The 21,629-nt window shown below is 41.7% G+C and carries 15 protein-coding genes; 5 read left to right on the plus strand and 10 right to left on the minus strand.

Translation table 11 applies throughout. The features are described from left to right. Positions 1–147: 147 nt before the first annotated feature. The 6 genes from MR764_RS15350 to MR764_RS15375 all read right to left on the minus strand — a co-directional run bounded on the left by MR764_RS15350 (position 148) and on the right by MR764_RS15375 (position 10,965). The gene (locus MR764_RS15350) at positions 148–1,260 is read right to left on the minus strand and encodes a nucleotidyltransferase family protein (protein WP_247980324.1); all 1,113 of its coding nucleotides are present in this window, start codon (positions 1,258–1,260) and stop codon (positions 148–150) included. Next, a complete protein-coding gene (locus MR764_RS15355) occupies positions 1,247–2,413 on the minus strand; it encodes a hypothetical protein (protein WP_247980325.1) in 1,167 nt (388 codons plus the stop codon). The genes MR764_RS15350 and MR764_RS15355 overlap by 14 nt, the downstream gene beginning before the upstream one ends. 99 nt (positions 2,414–2,512) lie before the next feature. Next, positions 2,513–2,701 carry a hypothetical protein gene (locus MR764_RS15360; RefSeq protein WP_247980326.1) on the minus strand — a complete coding sequence of 63 codons (189 nt, stop codon included), beginning with the start codon at positions 2,699–2,701 and terminating at the stop codon, positions 2,513–2,515. A 50-nt stretch (positions 2,702–2,751) separates the two neighbouring features. Beyond that, entirely contained in the window at positions 2,752–5,598 is a 2,847-nt protein-coding gene (locus MR764_RS15365) for a hypothetical protein (RefSeq protein WP_247980327.1), read from the minus strand. A 1,297-nt stretch (positions 5,599–6,895) separates the two neighbouring features. Then, a complete protein-coding gene (locus tag MR764_RS15370; RefSeq protein WP_247980326.1) occupies positions 6,896–7,084 on the minus strand; it encodes a hypothetical protein in 189 nt (62 codons plus the stop codon). A 50-nt stretch (positions 7,085–7,134) separates the two neighbouring features. Next, positions 7,135–10,965 carry a GLUG motif-containing protein gene (locus MR764_RS15375; RefSeq protein ID WP_247980328.1) on the minus strand — a complete coding sequence of 1,277 codons (3,831 nt, stop codon included), beginning with the start codon at positions 10,963–10,965 and terminating at the stop codon, positions 7,135–7,137. Positions 10,966–11,394: 429 nt separating this feature from the next. On the opposite strand from MR764_RS15375, the gene MR764_RS15380 reads away from it, so the two are divergent. Beyond that, complete coding sequence (locus MR764_RS15380) at positions 11,395–13,152, plus strand: 7TM diverse intracellular signaling domain-containing protein (protein WP_247980329.1); 1,758 nt, start codon at positions 11,395–11,397, stop codon at positions 13,150–13,152. On the opposite strand, the gene MR764_RS15385 is transcribed toward MR764_RS15380, so the two are convergent. Further along, positions 13,149–13,334, minus strand: a complete 186-nt coding sequence (locus tag MR764_RS15385; protein WP_247980330.1) for a hypothetical protein — start codon at positions 13,332–13,334, stop codon at positions 13,149–13,151. The two genes, MR764_RS15380 and MR764_RS15385, sit on opposite strands and share 4 nt — an antisense overlap. Before the next feature lie 168 nt (positions 13,335–13,502). Continuing rightward, on the minus strand, positions 13,503–14,387 hold the full coding sequence (locus MR764_RS15390; RefSeq protein ID WP_247980331.1) for a DMT family transporter: 885 nt from the start codon (positions 14,385–14,387) through the stop codon (positions 13,503–13,505). 276 nt (positions 14,388–14,663) lie between these two features. Here MR764_RS15390 and MR764_RS15395 point away from each other — a divergent pair, with 276 nt between their 5' ends. Beyond that, a complete protein-coding gene (locus tag MR764_RS15395; protein WP_247980332.1) occupies positions 14,664–15,131 on the plus strand; it encodes a hypothetical protein in 468 nt (155 codons plus the stop codon). An 804-nt stretch (positions 15,132–15,935) separates the two neighbouring features. Then, positions 15,936–16,802 (plus strand): hypothetical protein, encoded by an 867-nt coding sequence (locus MR764_RS15400; RefSeq protein ID WP_247980333.1) that lies wholly within the window; start codon positions 15,936–15,938, stop codon positions 16,800–16,802. A gap of 211 nt (positions 16,803–17,013) precedes the next feature. Here the strand turns inward: MR764_RS15400 and MR764_RS15405 are convergent, their stop codons facing one another. Further along, the gene (locus MR764_RS15405) at positions 17,014–17,340 is read right to left on the minus strand and encodes a helix-turn-helix domain-containing protein (RefSeq protein WP_119436632.1); all 327 of its coding nucleotides are present in this window, start codon (positions 17,338–17,340) and stop codon (positions 17,014–17,016) included. A gap of 136 nt (positions 17,341–17,476) precedes the next feature. Between MR764_RS15405 and MR764_RS15410 the strand changes: the two genes are divergently transcribed. Next, positions 17,477–18,478, plus strand: a complete 1,002-nt coding sequence (locus MR764_RS15410) for a YhdH/YhfP family quinone oxidoreductase (protein ID WP_247980334.1) — start codon at positions 17,477–17,479, stop codon at positions 18,476–18,478. Between the two features lie 148 nt (positions 18,479–18,626). On the opposite strand, the gene MR764_RS15415 is transcribed toward MR764_RS15410, so the two are convergent. After that, positions 18,627–20,519: a tetratricopeptide repeat protein gene (locus MR764_RS15415; RefSeq protein ID WP_247980335.1), complete on the minus strand. Its 1,893-nt coding sequence runs from the start codon at positions 20,517–20,519 to the stop codon at positions 18,627–18,629. 132 nt (positions 20,520–20,651) lie between these two features. On the opposite strand from MR764_RS15415, the gene lipA reads away from it, so the two are divergent. Further along, a complete protein-coding gene (gene lipA / locus MR764_RS15420) occupies positions 20,652–21,515 on the plus strand; it encodes a lipoyl synthase (protein WP_247980336.1) in 864 nt (287 codons plus the stop codon). Positions 21,516–21,629 lie beyond the last annotated feature (114 nt).

The following is a 21,629-nucleotide window of genomic DNA, read 5'->3' on the forward strand; positions in this document are numbered from 1 at the left end:
TCTCTACCCAGCACCTTCTTCTCGTCCTGTCCAACTGCTGAACGAGCACTCCCGAAACGATAAACACCAGCGAAAGAAACGGCGCAAAAAATATGATTTAGAAACAACAGTCCCAAGACATCAACTACTTCCCCAAAAGAAAAATCATTAACCCATGTTGCCCCACGATTTTAAATGAGCGACATACCAACTTTTATTGGTTAATCTCCAAATGAGTGCCTCTCGTTCGGCTTTGTTGTAAATAGCCCTAATTGGCAATGTGATATAGCGAATGAGCCTGGCCTTAAAAAAATGAATTACGATATTGCCTTTATACATCCAAGGCTTGTTCATAAAATACAAAAGTCTGCGGTAATACCTCTTTACGCTTTTATTGTTTACATAGTTGATCTGTCCGGGTTCTCCCATAACATTGGAAGCCACAAACAAATAAGCATTCAATTGTTTTTGATAGTATCCAAATTCAATTACTGCTTCCAGGGGACTTTCCCTTTCTGACAACAAGAGCAAATCATACTTATTTCTTAACTGAATTCTTCTCAACACAAAAGCATTGTCGTTCATTTGTGCATTCAAGATATTATGAAGTATCTGATTACGATCGGACAAAACATAAGCTTCCCCTTCTCCGCATAATTTTTTCTTGTCCCGGTTAATCACCTCGAAATTAAACTTGCGACTATATTTCAACGACACAGGTTGACGATGGATTTCAATGGCCGCTACGGTTTTGTGATTCTTTAACCTGGGATAATGCCTGTGGTTTACCATCAGGTCAACATCAAAATCATGGAATTTAAAATAACCATGCTCTATAAGTTTTTCAACGGCTGGTAATATGTCTTTTTCAGGTAATAAGAAATCAATATCGCCAATCATTCGTTCACCTGGATCAGAATAAAGACCATCTAAAACATGTGCTGTACCTTTTAAAAACAGGGGTGCAATTCCAATAGAGTTTAATGCTGATGTTATATGAATTGCCTCCTTCTGAATGGAAAGATTTCGGGCTAAGTTTAATTGATAAATTTCCGCCAAATAGTCCACCAAGTCATCGGGCAGCTCATTTAACAATCCATTATTTCGAAATTGAACAAAAAGTGCCGGAATAACATAATGACTGCTCCCCAGCCACACCACTCGTTCCCAATTAATATTTTCCCGCTGAATCACTTTTCTGATCTCATCTGCCCGCCCGGGATGCACCGAAAGACTCAAACATTTCCCAATAAAAAAAAGCGTTTCGCTAACCTCTTTCATTCAACATCTTTTTTACGGTTTTGACCATCGCATCATTGTCCGAGTAACGCAATTTCCAGCAGGGCAGATCGTCAAACCACTGTAGAAAACCTTTTACATTTGTTGCAGAAGGAGATATCCACGAATCGGGGATAAGTTGCTGAAAGGCGACCTCTTTGGGCATGCGACTTAATTGCACGCCCGCATTGGGCTCGTATGTCACAAAAACCAGGGCTATGCACGGCACACAACCGGGTTCTGTATTCGTTTGAGAAAGAAAACGAAAAGTTTTGTTTGCCTCCTTGTTCGTGTATTCCGCGGAATGATCCAATTCAGGAAACATTGACCGTAAAGCTTGAACAGCGCCTTTCTTTAACGAGATAGCCGCTGGAAAACGGTACACATTCTTTCTTTTTGATTCAACCGGAAGAAAGTCATCAGATAAAACATCCAAACCACCAGCCATTAAAAGGGCCGATAAAGTACTTTTACCACTTCCCGAATCCCCCAAAAACATCATGCACTTTTCGCCATCGGAAATGCCTGATGCATGAAAGACCCCCATCCATTCATGCTCTTCTTTACCATACAACTGCTGTAAAATCTCCATCGAAAATTTACCTCCCAGGAAATGATCATCAGCCTCTCCCCATGATCCGATCTCCCTTCCATCTGCCTGTAACGAAAAAGTATGGTTTTGGTGAAAAACTTTCAGACTGTGATCAAACTCATCGACCCGTTCAATTTCGAAAAGTGAAAATTTTGGGTGAAGGATTTCACTGGCTCTTGAAGTTTCATATTCAACAAAAAAAACGACATCGTTTATCCTGTAATACCGACGCACAACTTCCTTATCATCAAGAAAGCCGGACAAAGTCGCAGGTGCCATATTTGCACCATTCTGAGCTGAATCACTAAGGCTGAACAGAGTTTTCCTTACCTCCCCGATTAAAGCAGAAACCTGTTCTTCGTTGGTTTCAACCCGATCGCAGCAAGCTAGCTGTATTGAGTGATCATCCTTGCCATCCATCAATGCTGTTACAATTTCAGCTACTAGCGAATCTGCCAGCAAGTATTTGTTGATCTCCGGGAACCAAATAACTTTCTTTTCACCCAGAGAGTGAACCAATAAATTATTCGATTTCCCCCCCAATACTGAAAGAAAATTATTCATGTTACGTTATAAAGGAAGGACTGCTGCATTCCACATTAATAAGACATTTCCGGTAATCTCCATTTACTAAGAAAAGGAGAATTTCTCTCCAATTCTCTTCTAAAAACCACCGGGCCATGGTGTCGGAGCTGAAGGTGATGTCGCCTGCGATTCTTTTGGACTTAAGACGATCAACATGGAAGCTGCAGTTACCGCCGCATACTTCCCTGCCTTTTTTAATGCTTCCTTTCTTGTTATATCCTGGTTAAGGTCTCTTTCTGAATGATTTTGGGTTGCTTTATTTTTCATATTGCTTGTTTCTTTATTTGCCAATTCATCTTTTTTATTCTCCCTCTCTGCTACCTGCCAGTTACCGGCACTTTCAATACTTCGTTCCGCTTCGAATCACTGATTCGCACCAGGTAAAGGCTGTTTGCTCCGGCGGGTGCTGCTATCCGGTTTCTTACACCGCTACTCAACTTGTGAATGGCCAGCTTTCTTCCGTTTATATCATAAACCGTGGCTTCTCCTGTTCCGTCCAACTCTCCCGAAATATAAATGGATCCACTGCTGTACCAGGCCTTAAAATGAGGCTCTCCCGACAGCATATCATCCACTGCCGTGGTACTTGAAAACGTGAGCGTAAAGCGTCCGTAACCCTGTGCACCATCAATGGTAGTGGTATAAACAGCTTCTTCGCGGTTAAAAGGAAAACTCATTCCGGTTGCCTTGTCATTTAATACCGCAACAACTCCCGATGGAAGGTTCTCCGATTTTAAACTCAGGCTGATTTCTCCGCTGGTTGCAGCATCGATTCCTACCTGGATTTCAACTTCCTCCATCCCTGTTTCAGGAAGACATTGCAGTCCAAAATCAACTCCGTTATCTTCCAGTAACCGGGTGTAAATATCAAAACCGGTTTTAAATACGCCGGCATCGTATCCTACATCCAAGCCGTTTGTCATACCGTTGTTGAACCTGATTTTTGCCACCCGGCTTTTGTCTTCCTGCCTGGCTGTTAACTCCACTCCCGACCAGGCGGAATTACCACTTTTTATGCCAAGTGAGGGCTGTGCAGTTTGCATGGCTTGCGTAAAATCAAGCGAAGTAACATCGGTATTTGCTTTTACCATAAAAGCCTGACCGGATTGTGCGTAGTAAGCTGCATCGCTCTTGCCAACTATGGTATATGCATCGTTCCCATCTTCCCATACGTAAACAACGGCATAACTCGGATCGAGATTGGAGGTATTTACTGTTATAAAATTATTGGTAGCATCGGCATTTTCATTAATAAATATCGCTGAAGGAAAAGGATTCCCTACACAGTTCCAGCCATAATTGCCGGTGCGGGAAACTGTAGGACTTACGGTGCCACTTGCCAAAGTGCCGGTGTACCTGACTACTCCGTCGGCATTGGTGCGAAGGGAAAAACCTTTTCCTGCAGTTAAACTTCCGCCTTCGGCATCGGTAAAAAATTCATTCCAGTCATTGCTGGGTTCATCGTAATCCATCATTCCGCGGGAATCTCCATTGGCCGGAATATTGGCGTTGGATAATAGAAAACTAAAGATTTCTCCTCCGGGAGCCGGGGAGGATACCAGGTGCCAGGCATTGCCTGTTAAATACTGCTCAACCGTTACCGTCCCGTTTACCGTCAGGTTTTCCTGACCTAATAATGAGCCGGTAGAACTACTGCTGCTCTGTATTGTTAGGTCATTGCATACTCCTGAAGATGACAATGTGGGATAATTCGTTAGCCCGGCAGGGATGGTTACATTATAATCGGAAGTAGGAACTATATTTCCATCCCAGTTACCCGCAGTGTGCCAGTCGGTACCTTCCGATCCGTCCCAGGTCAATTCTGCGGATGAAGTAGTAAACGTCACCTCGTCACCATAGCTGGTTCCTGCAGGATTTGTTGCATATGCTCGTAAATAATATTGGGTATTAGATATCAGACCCGATATAGTTGAAGAAAAAGAACCAGTGGTAGTTGCAGCACCTTCATTTGTTTTGCTGTCACTAATTGTTGGAGTACCTGTGGTATTCCAGCACATTCCAATTGCTGTCGGGTCCGGATTTCCAAGATTAGTTATTGTTCCATTACCAATGGCTGAAGTAATACCAATACTTAAAACCGCCTGGGTGCTTACTGTAGCAGCTTGCGGCGAGGTGATAAAACTGACCTCATCGCCATAAACGGTACCTGCGGAGTTGGTGGCATAGGCACGAACATAGTACAGCGTATTGGGTGTTAAAGATGTCATGGGTGCGGTAAAAGCACCGGTAGACGAGGCTGCTCCGTTATCAACAGCACCATCTCCCGTTGTTGGTGTGCCACTGGTATTCCAGCAAACACCATGGGCTGTTGGACTGGGAACCCCCAACGAGGTGATGTTTCCATTACCTGTTGCTGTGGTGGTTGAAATACCTGAAACCGCTTGCGTGGTTACCGTGGCGGCTTGTGGCAAAGTGGTAAAACTGTTAACAGAACCATAGCTGGTTCCTGCATAATTTATTGCATAAGCTCTGAAATAATAAGTCGTTCCCGGCAATAATGAACTTACCGTCTGGCTAAAACTACCAGTACCACCTGTAGAATACGCAACTTTAGTCACTCCCGACTCGCCAATAGCGGGGGTGGCATCGGTGGACGCATACGTTACACCCCGCTCGCTTACATCAGCCCCGCCATCAGCAGTAATATCACCCCCCAGAGTGGCCGAGGTGGCGGTAATGCTTGTGGCAGAAAAAGTGGTTACAGTGGGAACAGAAGGTGTATATATAACTACCTGAACAAGAGAAACTGGAGGATTATGAGTTCCTTGCTCAGCAGCCCATGAAGTCACTAAATGAGGCGATGTTCTTTGTGTAAAAAAATCAATACTGGAGGATTCATCGTTAAAGAAATATACACCATCGTTATCACTTATATTATCGTCGATATTCCACCAATAAGCACCGTCATATTCATCGGCATATATATAATAATTTGCCGTTTCATGCTTCCAATATTCCCAATTAGGATTCAATCCGGTTGTTCCAGATTGCTTCACATATACACCATTTGCATCAATAGGGAAAATGATATTCGAAACCATTAAATATTGCGGGGTTTGCCCCCAGCACATTCCACTCGTTAGCAGTAATAGCCACATAAAGGCCACAGCGTAACTCCACTTTGGGAAGTAGTATTTTTTCATCATCAATATTTTTAAATTACACATTCATTTTAAATACACCAATACGAATTTCGCCACCCTGGAACACAGCCGTTATGTATTTCTTCGAATACAGTATGCTGGTATTTCATTGCTTCACCTTGTTCTATAAGCAATATGGAATTGTTTAAAAGTTGCAGTATGATTCTTTCGATATCAATTGCCGTTTTTTCTCTTTATTGTCGATCCAAAAATTTTGTTTCCCTCTTGACCCACCAACCTGCATTTCTTTCAACTGGCTTATAGTTGTTGCAAAATCACCTTTCTGCAAAGGACCCGATACCCGTAAAAGGGCCAGTCTCAAATTGTTGATTTTCGAACGTATAACGCCGGAAGCCCAATAGGCCGGGTGACGGAAATGGCCGCAAGATCTGATGCGGTAGCTAACAGGTAAGGATCGCCCGAAGTTCCAGAACCCTGACCGCAAAAGTCGACATTCCTGAAATAATCAACATGATTCAAAAACGATGGGGTGTTTCATAATTTCGTATGTAATGGTTTATTATTGATCGTAGATTCACAACATTGAGCATTCTTATATCGTTGATTTAACGGGTTAAGTAGTTTCAAAGATAAAATAATTATGTTTTATTTAAGATATGTCCCAAAAGATATTTACAAACATATTTTGCGTAAAACAAATTGTACTGTTGTGAAGAAAAATCTAAACGATTACCGCAGAGTTCTTTCTACATCGTCGGCTCCGGTCTTTTTATTCTTTTGATTTTTGAGGCTTATCTGGCCTGACAAAAGAAAACTGCCAGTTGACAACCAGCATTTCAATATGTTTTTTTATTTCATCATATCCCTCGCGGACATGTGGCTGGTAACGCAAGCAATATCGACTGCCACTCCTTCGAATTGAGTATCAGAAATATTCCGACTGCTTTTATGCGCATACTCTCGCAACTTCATACACTTCTTTTTTATCGCCTGAGTAAATGCCGGCCAGTCTGCATTCGTCCTGAATCACCATGCATCATTTATTAACTTTCTTCGCCGGACGAGATACGGGCCTGAACTTGTTCAAATCGAAATATCAAACCCCATTGTAATTGTCAGTTTTCTAGGCGGTTTTAACGAAAACAGAGTGCATGTGCCTTTTTGCTGACTCACCCTGATCCCGGGCACTCTCCCTCTTCTCCTTCTCTGTGCGCAGAGAGGGAGAAGAGAGAGTGATAACTGCTATAAAACCAACCTATTTTCATATAACACAGGTTAACTTTTAACAACTTCATAAAAAAAAGAAAACAGGAAAACACATCTTTCTAATGCTCTTCTAAAAACCACCGGGCCATGGTGTCGGAGCTGAAGGTGATGTCGCCTGCGATTCTTTTGGACTTAAGACGATCAACATGGAAGCTGCAGTTACCGCCGCATACTTCCCTGCCTTTTTTAATGCTTCCTTTCTTGTTATATCCTGGTTAAGGTCTCTTTCTGAATGATTTTGGGTTGCTTTATTTTTCATATTGCTTGTTTCTTTATTTGCCAATTCATCTTTTTTATCCTCCCTCTCTGCTACCAGCCAGTTACCGGCACTTTCAATACTTCGTTCCGCTTCGAATCACTGATTCGCACCAGGTAAAGGCTGTTTGCTTCGGCGGGTGCTGCTATCCGGTTTCTTACACCGCTACTCAACTTGTGAATGGCCAGCTTTCTTCCGTTTATATCATAAACCGTGGCTTCTCCTGTTCCATCCATCTCTCCCGAAATATAAATGGATCCACTGCTGTACCAGGCCTTAAAATGAGGCTCTCCCGACAGCATATCATCCACTGCCGTGGTACTTGAAAACGTGAGCGTAAAGCGTCCGTAACCCTGTGCACCATCAATGGTAGTGGTATAAACAGCTTCTTCGCTGTTAAAAGGAAAACTCATTCCGGTTGCCTTGTCATTTAATACCGCAACAACTCCCGATGGAAGGTTCTCCGATTTTAAACTCAGGTTGATTTCTCCGCTGGTCGCAGCATCGATTCCTACCTGGATTTCAACTTCCTCCATCCCTGTTTCAGGAAGACATTGCAGTCCAAAATCAACTCCGTTATCTTCCAGTAACCGGGTGTAAATATCAAAACCGGTTTTAAAGATTCCTGCATCGTAGCCAACATCGAGTCCTTCCGTCATATCATCATTAAACTTTAAACGGGTACTACGGGCTGTCTCCGCCATCGTTGCTGTCAACTTTAGTTCAGGACATGGTAACTTTCCGCTTTTAAAAACTGCGGCAGGTTGATTTGTTTGCATAGCCGGGGTAAACCGGATTTGTGCTGCATCAGTTTTTGCTTTGACAAAAAATCCCTGGCCAACTTGCCCATAAAACGCTGCATCTTCAATCGCAATAATTGAATACGAGCTGGTTGTTTCCTCCCATACATAAATAGCGGTATAACTCGGGTCAAGATTAGCTGCGTTCAAATCAATAAAGTTATTGTCGCCATCAGCTGCGTCGTTTATAAATATTGAAGATGGGTAGGGATTGCCCACACAGTTCCAGCCGTAATCATCGGTACGACCTACAGATGTGATTATCGTATCGGCAGATAATGTCCCTGTAAATTTAACAGTCCCGTCAGTATCGGTACGCAAAGAAAACCCCTTGCCTGCAGTTAAATTCCCAGACTGGTCATTAGTAAAAAAGCTATTCCATCCGTTTACCGTTTCATCATAATCCATCATACCACGGTAAATACTGTTAGTGGGGACGTTTGTGTTGTATGATAGAAAATCAGAAATCGCTCCACCCGGAGTCGGCGAAGATACCATGTGCCAGGCATTGCCGGTAAAGTAACGTTCAACTGTTGCCTGAATCCCCGGAGTTCTGTTAATGAGTTGCCCGGTACCCGTAGCGTCCGACTTAATAACCAGCCCTGCAAAATCGGCATAATTGATTAATTTGCCAACAACGGTTAGCCCAGCGAGTGGTTTTATGGTCAGGCAGGCATCTGTTTCCACAATAAGGCTGTCAACGGTTATTACAGTGCTAATCTCGGGACTATTGGTGGCAGTTGCGATAATTATTGTATCAGAAGGAACAAGGTTCTCGCTCCAGTTTAGTGCCGTTTCCCATTCAGCAGAACTGTTCCCCAGCCAAATATTCCCGGGATTAAAATCCTGCCAACGCAAAAACGGGTAGCCATTATTATCTGTTCCGTTTAGTGCCCACAGATTATTGCCGACAGCAAAATTCCAGCCTGCACTAATATAGGTTCCGGCCGTTTGCATTTCGGAAGTTGTTTTACCTGTTCCGGCTTTACTTGTTGCTTGCCCCGATGTCTCAGTATCCCAAAAGCAGCCGTTAACACTTGCCGAATTATAATCAGCAGCGAAACCGCCAAAACTGTTTGCCGAACTACTTACAGAGCCGGTACTGTAACAATTTGTAACAGTAGCGCCTGAGACATCAATTGCGCCGGCGAATCCACCAAGATAAGTTATAGAAGAAGTACTTGCGTTTTTAGAGACATTTCCTACACTATAACAATTCGATACTTTACCACCCTGAATTCTACCGATTAAACCACCAGAATACGAAGTGCCTATAACTGTAACATCACTGTAACAATTTTTCATTGTACCATAAGCAAACCATCCGGCTAATCCACCGGTATAGGATTGAACTCCTGTTACCGTGCCCGTACAATAACAATTTTCAATACTTGCATAACTATTGTATGCTTTTCCAACAAGAACACCAGCATACTTACCCGTTACTGCAGCATTGGTTACCCCAACGTTTTGAATTTTAGCTGCACCTATTTCTCCCCAAAGACCACTGTAATCTGTAGATGGACGATTAATATAAAGTCCGTTTATTATATGAAATTGGCCATTGTAATGCCCGGTAAACTTGGTAACCGAGTTCCCTATTGGCGCGAAACCTAAGCCTTCGTTTAATATTGAAGTCGCTGAAGCATCTATATCTGCTGTCTGGATATAGTATTTATCCCATTCGTTACTATTTTCAGATAGCCATAACAGGTTTTCCAGGTTGGCAATTTCATAAGGATTTGAAGAAGTTCCATTACCAGCAGAAGGAGCAATTGCCTCTATCATAAAAAAAGATACTTCATTCCCATATGTTGTCCCATTGGAACTGGTTGCGTATGTTCTGACATAATATACAGTATTAGCCGACAGACCTGTTAAATCAGAAGAAAAATTGCCAGTGGAAGGAGTACCTTCTTCGGTGTAGTAATCACTTAATGTTGGTGTGCCGGTTGTATTCCAGCAAATACCGTGTTGTGTGGGAGCCGGAGTACCCAAAGTATAAATTGTGCCATTACAGGTGGCAGTAAGAGTAGATGCAGAGATGCTGGTTATTGAATCTGTTGATAAAGCTAATTCTGCATCATTTGTATAGCCTTGCCATGAAAGAAAAGGATAACCCCCATTTTCGGAAGAGTTAAGCCCCCATAAATCATCGTCGCCATTTTCTGATTCACCCATAAGATCCCATCCGGCTCCAAGATAAAGAGATGCTACCTGCATTTCTGCCGTTGTTTTTCCGGTACCTCCTCCGAAACTGGTTTCCTGGCCTGAAGTTTCTGTATCCCAAAAACAATTATTAATGGTAGTTGCAACAGTGTAGGCTACTAAACCTCCAACATAAGTAATTCCTCCGGTTACCAGGCCGGTACTATAGCAATTGGTTACAGTGGCAGAGTGAGTGCCCCCTATGAGACCACCCAGGTTTTGGGTTCCTCCTGAACGCGTTCCGGTAACACTGGCATTACTGTAACAATTCGACATCGTAGATGATGCGGACAAATATCCCACCAGACCTCCAATATTTCCATAATAGCTTCCGCTTGAAATACTCCCGGAAGAAAAGCAATTACTGATTGCAGTGCTGAGATTTGTCCTTCCAACCAATGCCCCCGCTAACTCATCAGCTGCAATTGAAACATCTTTTAAACCCAAATTTATAATCGTAGCCCCTTCCGTATAAGCAAATAATCCAACGCCATCAACACGTGGTCTGTTTATATAAAGTCCGCTTACAGTGTGCCCGTTGCCATTATAAGTACCAGTAAAAGGAGTCTTGGTGTAGTAATCAGTATATGATCCAATTAGTGGCCAGCCTTGAGATGCGTGCCAGGTAGTTATTGCCGGATCTGCATCTGCAAAATCAATATCAGCGGTTTGGATATAATACTTATTCCATTCGTCGGGATTTTGACTTATCCAATACAAATTTTCCCATGTGGATATTTCATAGGCTGTAACTTCACTAAGCCCGTCACCCACAGATGGCGCAACGGCAGTTTGTGCCCCTATTTGCTGAACAAAAAAGACACCTACTACCAACAAAAACAGTTTTAAAAAACCTAGAGAGAGAATTTTATACATCTTAATTGAGTTTGTTAATTTAAGGTAGATAAAGCTATCACGAAAGTTGCATTACCATTGAATTTATAGCGGGACAAAAGCGGGACACCCCCTACTGAAGCACATATCAAGCGCTTACACGTGTCATCACCCTGAAAAAGTAAGTCTTACAACTATTTTTCTTTTATGCTTTAATCAAATTCGGGGAAATAAAAACTAAACAGACTTCATTTAAGAATAGAACAAAATTTCAAATTCGTAGGATTTAAGTTACAGCGCTTAAAAAAAAAGAATTATTCCCGGGTACGATTTTCCCATGTCATTTATCAAAAAAATTTAGCTATTTAATCCCAAGATAAATGCTGCTCAAAAAAAGCTATCATAATATTTTAATTACTTTTGAAATTCAGGACAAATACAGAATTTGATAACGCGTTTATAACCGCTAATATGCGTTGGATTCAAAACAGAGCTAAACACATCGTCCATTTAGCAATGGGATTGACTATTGTTCCACTTTTAATTATTGGTTTCTTCGGAAATATAAAATCGGTTGATAGCAATAAAGAAGAAAACGGACTATTGGTCTATGCTAATGAAACTGGCCAACCTTTTATTTTAAAGCTGGAAGGTAAAATGGAATTTTACTGGAATCAATTGCTCGATCCGGCCGATTTCAAAAATGATTTACTGGTCAAAAGACAGGACACATCATATTTCCCAAAAACCTGGAACGGAAAAATCATTGATGGACAAAAACTACCTGGCAGAGGATTTGCAACCTACCGCACCCAACTTTATTTTGACACTATTTGTCCGATGGCCATTCGCATAAATGATTATTGTAACTCCTATAAACTATGGTTGAACGGAACATTAATATCGCAGGCAGGGATTCCTGGAAAAAATGTTAAGGAAACGGTCCCGGCTAAGGTTAATTCATTAATAATCTTCACTCCGCATGAAGGAGCAAACGAATTGATTATTCAGACCGCTAATTTCAACGAAAAATACGGCGGATTCCGGCAACCTTTTTTAATCGGAACTGCTGATAAAGTGAATACAGTTCACATTAAAAGACAGGTTATTGACAGTTTTTTGCTTGGCATAATTCTTTTTGCTTTTTTATACCATATTGAGTTTTATCTCTTTAATCCTCACCGAAAATCATTTCTGTATTTTGCCATTTTTGTCTTCTTAATGCTAGTACGTCAAACTTTATTGAGTAATATCTCTATTCTTGATCCGTTTCTACAAAAAAATATTTCTTTGTATTTAAAAACATCCGTTTTTTCCGTCTGGCTGGCTTCGCTTACCATTTTGCTCTTTTTTGAAGAATTTTTTCAAAAAGGAGTACCCAAAAAGATATTAAAAATCTATTCTGTATGGATCATCCTTTTTTGTGGATTTATCGTTATAGCTCCCTACTACTATGTTTCTGTCGCGGCTCATTTTTCCCAGTTTACGCTTATTTTTGCCCTTTTATATCTGGTCTATTTACTATTTACTTCGATTGACAAAAATGAACAGTTAGAAATTAAAATTACTGTTGGCATTGTTTCATTTATTGTATTTGTATTAATTGAAGCACTGATTTTTAATCGCCTTTTGTATTCTGTGTATACTCTCCAGTTTGGACTTGCATTTTTTATCATATTTGAATCGTATGCATTAGGACTTGATTTTTCAAAAACCTATCAAAGCAATTTGGCACTGGCAAAAGAACTTGATGTGCAGAATAAAAACCTAAGAGATTTAGTGAAAGAAAAAACAAAAGAAGTTCTCGAAGCAAAAGAGCGTGAAATTGTATCAACTCTCGTACAAAAATCCAAAACTGACTTACTCCTGAAAAATTTTACAGAAAGACTAAACAAGTTAAAACTTGAAAACAAAGATGAACAAAGAGAGATTACAGATATAATAAAAACCAGTGAGCATACTTTTACCAACGATGAAACAGATAAATACCTTCTGCATTTTCGCAAAGTTTATCCGCAATTTATAGAAGGCCTTCAAAAAAATCATCCTTCACTTACTCAAAACGAATTAAAATTGTGTGGTTATCTGAAAATTAATCTAAGCAACAAAGAAATTGCAAATATCTTACATGTTCAACCCGAGTCGGTAAGAAAAAGTATCACCCGGATGCGCAAGAAGATGGGATTAAAATCAAATAAAGAAATTACCTCATATTTTAACAAGCTCTAACCACTAGTAATGCGGTACAGGTACTTTTGGGAAATGGCTTCGGCAGTCAACTCTCCGGTCTCCATTTTTTGCTGAAGTTCGGCTACCGTGGTTTCATTTAACTCAAAATCGGTACGGTTTACTTTCACTGACGAAGACTCAGAACCTCCGGTACAGGCTGCTGCCCCGGATAAATCCAGCACCGATCTGCTAATCGCACTGGTTTAAAAAAAGGTACGTCGTTTCAGGTTTTAGTACTTAGCATTGAGTAATGAGACATTTCAAATTTACTTCTCCTTATCCGGGTTTTTCTTTACAAAATCGGCCCGGTTTTAATCGTAATTTGTGGCGATTCCCACTCAAAAAGCTGTTTAAATCTTCTTCCTATCCAACTGTTGAAGAAGCACGCCCGACACAATAAAAGCCAGGCCGATAAACGTAGTGACATAAATGGTTTCTTTCAGAATAAAATGAATAAACACCAGCGAAAGAAACGGCGCAAAAAACACAAGGTTCCCGATTTTGGCATTGCTGGTGGTCAGGTTCATGGCTTTGAGCCAAAGTACATAGGTAATTCCCACTTCAAAAACTCCGGTATAAACGATGGCGTAAAACCCGGTATTGAGCGTTATTCTGAACGAAGAGAAAAGCGCCATCACGGGCAAGAGGTAAACAAAACCGATGGCAAAATTCAGAAAGAGTTTCAGCACTTCGTCGCGGCGGTCGCGCACATTAAAGATCCAGTAGAGCGACCACAGCACCGAACTCCCCACCGCCAGGAAAACGCCCAGCGGATTTGTGTTTCGGAACCCGTCGAAACCACCCTGCGACGAAATAAAAAACACCCCGGTAAAACTAACCATCAACGCCCCAAAGCTTATCCAGCCAATTTTTTGATTTAGCAGCGGCACCGACAATAATGCCAGCGTAATGGGCCAGATCATGTTCAAGGGTTGCGCCACCTGCGCCGGAAGCAGGGAGTAGGCTTTAAACAACACCAGGTAGTACAGCAAGGGATTGAAAGCGCCCATGAGCAACGAATGCGTCCATTGCCGCGGGGTTACCCGGGCGATTAAATGCACCTTCCGCTGAAACAGCAAAACCGCAAACAGCAACACAACCGTTACGGCCGATGCGTAAAAAATAACCTGGATAAAGTCGTATTCGGCCAAAGCCAGTTTAAAGGCGGTTGCCACGGTCGACCAAAACAACACGGCCAGGCCCGCATATAAATAAGATTTTACAGGTTGCGCCATAAAGCTGATGATTAAAAACGCCAATGTACAAAAAGAAAACCGGATGACCGTCGCCCCAAAAAAACGGGCAACACACAACGCAACTCATTGTACAGATGCTCCATAGCATAGTCGCAAGCCTTGATTTATATGTCTCAATTGCATTATCTTTTTTTTGAAATTCAGGATAACGGAAACCCTGTATACATGTTAAGGTACCTGGCAGCCGGAAGGGTGGCAGGGAAATATCCCCAAAAATTCCAGAGTACCCCAAATTTCAAATCAAATTTAAATCTTATGGAAGACAGATTTTCTTTCCATTTAACCGATGAAGAAAAGGACCAGGTAAACCAGGCCATCCAGGTACTGGCTACCGTACTGGAACCTAAGTTAATGACCCTTACGCCCGAAGAGCGTAAAGAGCTGCCCAAGATGGGCGATAAAACCGTGGCTTTTGTTGAAAAAGCGGTGGAATACGCGCAGGAATATCCGCAGTATATGCCTGCCTTTATTGATGTACCCGAAGCTACTGCCGACTTTGAGGCAGTAAAAGCCATTCGTACGTTTTTCACCCAGCTCGAACGCATCAGCAACGAGTTGGACGATAGTATGATCCTTGCCGGAAGCGAGGCCTACAGCGCATCGCTTTCGGTCTACAAAGTGCTGAAAAATGCGGCTACCATGGGGCAACCCGGCGCCAAAGAAGCAGTTGAAGAATTGGGGAAACGTTTTCCAAGAGGTAAGCGCATACCCGATCCCCGTTAGCAGTTAATTATCCTTCCGTCTATCCTGAATTTTTCGCGGAAATAAGCTAAGCGCTGTGAGCTACAAGCCATGAGCTTCGAGTCGTTGGTAATTGATTATTGAATATTGCAAATTCAGCCTTCCAGTCCATCAACGAAAATGCGCGAATAAGCTAAGAGCTGCATGCTATTGTCAAAATGAAAAACTGTTAAATTGCTAAGAGCTGTGAGCGAAGAGCAGGGAGCTCACCACTGGAACCTGAACTCCAAACTCTGAACTCTGAACTTTGAACTCTGAACTCTGAAGCTAGCTCCGAACGAGATAAAGCTACCTTTAAACGAGAACTTTCTCCCTCAAAGCAAGAACAGGCTCACTTTAAATGAGAACAGGCTTGCAAAAAGTGAGAACATCCTAACTTTCAACGAGAACTTCCTTGTAAAAAGTGAGAACTTTCTCACTAAAAACGAGAACATTCTAACTTTAAGCGAGAACAGGCTCACTTTTTACAAGCCTTTCGGGGGAAAAAGCGAGCTTAACGAGGGTTTTACTGAGAACCGCGAACTCGGGCCTGCGGTTTATGCCCGATAACACCCTGTAAAGAAAAGGCTTGGTTGAATTTCTGTTTATATTTAACCGTCAAATTATCAAAAACCGTTGAATACGCTTTACCACATAAAAACAGAGAGAAATTAGTAAAACATAAAAAGTGTCATTTACATGCCCATTTGGGTGTATGACAACACTTTTTAAAACGATAAAAGAGAAATAACAACGAGGATGATTCACACTAGTTACCAACCATAATAAAACCGAAAAACAACAAAAATGGAAAGTGAAATTAAAATTGGGAAAAAGATATTCATCAGAAATGCAGGAAAAGACGAATATTGGCTTCAAGACATTATTTATGAAAACCCAAAAATTATTGGACTTGGAGATTTAGTTGCGGTAAACAAAGAAAAAAAACAATCAAGTGGTGGGAGACTTGATATTCTGCTTAAAGAACCCACTGATAATTCAATGTATGAAGTGGAAGTAATGCTTGGTGAAACAGATCCTTCACACATAATTCGCTCAATTGAGTACTGGGATAACGAAAAACGCAAATATCCTCAAAGACAACATTTCTGTGTATTGATAGCAGAATCATTTGACAGAAGGTATTTTAATGTCATCCAATTAATGAGTTTAAATATTCCAATGATTGCAATTCAAGCAGATTTATTGGAGGTAAACGGAGATAAAATTTTAAATTTTTCAAAAATCATTGACATTTATACAGAACCCGAGGAAGATGAAGAAGACACAAAACAAGTAAATGAATCGACTTGGAACGCAGACTCTCCCTGGACAAATCTAAATGCAAAAGAAATTTATGAATCATTAAAAGGCAAACACGATAGAATTGACCTACGGTATACGCAAAGTTATATTAGCATAAATATTGACGGACGAAATGCTTATTGGCTGTGCAAGAGAATCAAACCAACTTCTGCACTTTTCTTTTCTGTCAAAGACGATGAAAAAGTTGAAGCAATTCAAAAGAAATTAAAAGAAAACGACATCGGTTATACATACAATAGATACAAAGAATTTATGCTAAATGTGGACATAAAATCCATCAAAAAGAACATTGAATTATTAAATGAAGTTCATGCTATCAGAAACAAAAAAGTGATTGATGATGAATAAATTACGGTTGGCAACAATTAAGCGTTCAACAAATTGTAAATTGCATTGCGGGGTTCGTGGTGTGTCGTTCGCTGGATTCTAGCAACATCGCTCCGTCCTACCGCACGGAACGCTCTCAGGTCTGGATAGCTATCGGGACGCAACGATAACTTGCAAGTGACTGCTGTGTTGTTTATAAAACCCTATCACATCGATGCAATAACACTTAATTTTAAAGATGAGATTCATCCATCGATTTTTCAAAAAGGATTCCTCCTTTGTACATTCCTTTTAGGATAGGATGAATTTCTTTACCAAGATCCGTTAAGCTGTATTCCACTTTTGGCGGAACTTCCGGATAAACCGTTCGACGGATTAACCCGTCAGATTCCAGTTCTTTAAGCTGTTTGGTCAGCATGCGTTCGCTAATATCAGGCAAGAGTTTAACTAATTCGCTATACCTTTTGTCTCCCTGAAAAAGGTGAAGAACGATGGTTCCTTTTCGTTTACCTTTTACCACGTTTATAAATGTATCAATCGGGCAATAACTTTTTTTCATTTTTTTTCTTCTCTCAAAGACTTGTAAATACTAAAAACAGCAATAAATGTTCGTATGTAAACCTTTTGTAAGTTATTGACAAGCAAATTATTTATCCTGACATTTGTACAAAAATAGATAAATTAAAAGACAAAAGATGGTACAAAATAATTCTACATTTAAGGCATTTAGAGTGGAAGAGAAGGATGGGAATTTCGTTGGTTCTATTAAAGAAGTGGCCTTTAATCGGTTAAACGATAATGAAATTTTAGTAAGAGTACAATTCAGTTCCTTGAACTATAAAGATGCATTGTCGGCTTCGGGAAACAAAGGAGTAACCAAAAATTATCCGCACACGCCCGGTATTGACGCGGCAGGTATAATAGAAGAATCGCACAGTGCATTATTTAAAACGGGTGATAAAGTAATTGTTACCAGTTATGATTTAGGGATGAATACCGACGGCGGATTTGCAGAGTACATTCAAGTTCCGGCAGAATGGGCCGTAAAACTACCCGAAAAAATGACCCTGAAAGAGGCCATGATTTATGGCACTGCAGGATTAACAGCTGGAATATCCGTTTTAAGACTTACGGAATTAATAAAACCGGAAGACGGAAAAATAGCGGTGTCGGGGGCAACAGGTGGCGTAGGCGCATTAAGCGTTGCTATACTGAATAAGTTAGGATATTCGGTAGTTGCAATAACAGGTAAGGAGACGGAAAGAGACTATTTAATGAACCTGGGAGCAAAAGAAATAATATTGCGAAGTGAGATCGAAAATTTTGATAAAAAACCCTTGTTGAAACCTTTGTTTGCGGGGGCAATAGATACGGTCGGAGGTGTCATTCTCGAAAACATTATTAAATCAACCCATTCGATAGGCGTTGTAACTTGCTGCGGAAATGTTGCATCTCCCAAGTTGGATTTAACCGTCTTTCCCTTTATCCTTCGAGGTGTTACGCTTATTGGTATCGATTCGCAAAACTATCCGATGAAATACAGGGAAATAGTATGGAATAAGTTAGCCGATGAATGGAAGCCAAAACAATTAGAATATACCTGCAATGAAATTCAGCTAAAGGATTTACCCCATAAAATTGAATTAATGCTCAGCGGAAGATTAAAGGGAAGAACAATCCTGACTTTAGTTGAATAAATACGCAATTCAATACGTGTAGCCGTTGCACACCCCCAATAATTTTTAAGCGCCTGTTAAAACTACGAAGGGAAATAAGCTGTTTTTCGCACTTTTAACAGGTGTTTTTATTTTTAGTGATTGCCGGATTCTCCTAAAAAAAGATGCCTTAAAACTCGGTATTCTCAATGGCCCGCTGAAACAATTGTTCCTTGCCTCCCTCCTCTTTGTCGGGATACACCTCGCGCAGCTCCCTGTATTTAGCACGCGATTCTTCTATATAAACACTGCCCGGGTAGGAGTTAAGCATACTGCGATATAAATCCCTGGCTTTTTCTTTTTGATCCAGGTCGTAATTGTACAATTCAGCCAACTGGTACATCGCATCGTCACCCAGCAATTCGTAGCCAAAATCATTGACAATGGTTTGAAGGTATTCGGCAGCCAGCGTGTAATTCTGATGGCCGATTTCGAGTTTTGCCTTTCGGAAAAGGATGTCATCCACCAGCGAATTGTAGGGGAATTGTTCCTCCAGCGAATCGAGCACCGCCATCGCCTGTTCGTTCCGGTTCTGGAAAAACAGCAGGTCGGCACGGGCAAACATTTGCAAGGGGACAGCCGTGGTATCCAGGTTCAGGTTGTTCCCGATCATCATCGAAAGCTCCATGGCATCGTTGGCAGTCAGTTTCGAAGTACTCGCCTTGAGCACATCGAGCTGCGCTTTGGCCCACTTAAAATTCCCCATATAATAACCTAAACGCGCTTTTTTCAGCTTCACCTCGTCGCCCAGGCTGTTGGCTTTATTTTCGTCGATCACCTGCGAATACAGCAACATAGCTTCCCACGGATCGTTGTTGTACAGGTGAACATCGGCCAGCTCAGTCTTTAGCTCGCCGGTTTGTTCGGGTTTTAATCCGGGAACAGCGATCCCTTTTTCCAGAACTTCGATAGCCTGCCCGGGAGCATTCAGGTAAAAAGCTTCCAAATGCGCATATTCCCGCACCAAAGCGAGCGTAGCCGGGCCAAAATGCAAATATTCCAACCCTTCATTAAATTGCTGAGCCAGTTCTTTTCCTTTTACCGAATCCTCCGGAAAATCGTTGACATACTCCAGGAATGAAGCATTCAGGGTACGAATTAAAGCCTGTGCATAATAGCTGGTTTCCTCTCCTTTGTCAAGCAAGTACTGATACGCCTTTTTCGCCTCTGCATACTCTTTGTTTCGCAAAGCCATGTCGCCTAAAATGGCAATTTGCTGATCTTCTTCACCGGTTCGCCGATCAATGGCAATCGACTGGCGCAGGGCACTGGCAAATTTCCGTTCCTGCAACAGAAACCAGATCAACAGTCGGTTGTAGCCAATTACATCGGGTTCACTTTGAATGCGAAGGAGAACCTGTTCCCTAAACTGATCGCGAAGCCCGTCGTCGATATCCAAACGCATGGCCGACGACAAACTGCTTTGAATTCTCGAAAGGTGCATTGGATCTTTTTTTAACAAATTCAGGTAGGCCTCCATCATGTTGTTATAGTCGCGCAAATACAAATAACTGCGCGCCAGCTCGTAACTAAAATCTTCGTCGGGCATTACTTCAGCCGCTTTCTGGTATACATCGCGCGCCAGCTCAAATTCCTGATCCACCAGAAAAGCATTGGCTACGAGGTAATAACTCCCCTTGTTGGGCTGAACGTTATCGATCGCCTCCCTGTATTTGGCAGTCGCTTCGTCTTTCAGTCCCTGTGCTTTTAAAACCTGCCCCCAGTAAATCAAATAATCGGGCCGGGGCGGCTTTTGCTTTTTAAGTTCATCCTGAATTTCCCGGATCGCCTCGTCGTAACGTTGCAGTCCAATCATGCAGGTTATATAATACCGGTAATACGTACTGTTCCGGGTAAGCTCGTACACGTCCTTTAGCAATGGAAGCGCCTTTTCATAATCCTTTTCGTTATAATATTTTATACCCAAACTCGATTTACTCTGAATTTCAGACACTTTATTTTCTTGTCCGAAAACCGTATTCAGGCTAAAAAGGATCAAAAAGGAGAATATAAGGTACTTCATCGTTTTTTTGCTATCTCACAAAAATAACACAGTTACAGGAAGAAGTGTTTTTTTCGGAACAAATTTAGTATTTGAGAGTTTTAAGTCCTGTATTCATTTTTAAACTGATAACTTTGCTGAAAATTGTTGAATATGGCACATGAGTTGAACGGCAGGGAACGACTGCCCAAGTGGATGAAGATGAAAATGCCAAAAGGGGAAAGCTACTCGAAAGTAAAGAACCTTGTCAATACACATGGCTTGCACACCATTTGTACCAGCGGGAATTGTCCGAATATCGGGGAGTGCTGGAACCGTGGCACCGCAACGTTTATGATACTCGGAAATATTTGTACCCGCAGGTGTAAGTTTTGTGCAGTTCCCAGTGGCAAACCGCTGGCTCCCGACCTGGAAGAACCCAAAAAACTGGCCGAATCGGTGCGGATCATGGGTGTAAAACACTGTGTGATTACTTCAGTCGATCGCGACGACCTGGAAGATCAGGGCGCAGGAATCTGGGCCGAGACCATTCGCGAGGTAAAACGCGTAAACCCGGAGACCAAAATAGAGGTGCTGATCCCGGATTTCAGGGGAAAAACAGAATTAATACAACAAGTAATTGATGCCGGGCCGGATGTGATTTCGCACAACCTGGAAACCACCGAACGACTGACACCGTTTATCCGCTTTGCTTCGAAATACCGCCGCAGCCTCGACGTGATTCGTTATGTGGCCGAAAACTATAAAGTGGCCAAATCGGGCATTATGCTGGGTCTGGGCGAAACACACGACGAAGTTCTGCAAACCATGGACGACTTACTCGAAGCCGGAGCCAAAGTGATGACCATCGGGCAATACCTCGCTCCCACCACCAAACACATGCCTGTGGTGGAATACATTACTCCCGAAAAATTTGCAGAATACCGCAACATTGGCATCCGCAAAGGGTTTAAATTTGTGGAAAGCTCGCCCTTGGTGCGCAGTTCGTACCGGGCGGAAGAGCATGTAAATGCGTAGGAAAGTGATCAGTATGCAGTCGCAGTTGACAGTTTTACAATTTAACAATAGAACATTTAGCAAATAAAAAGTAAAGGAGTTATTGAGTAAACGAGTTCATAAAACTCGAAGCTC

This window comes from Maribellus sp. YY47, from assembly GCF_023111095.1.
Taxonomy (GTDB): domain Bacteria; phylum Bacteroidota; class Bacteroidia; order Bacteroidales; family Prolixibacteraceae; genus Draconibacterium.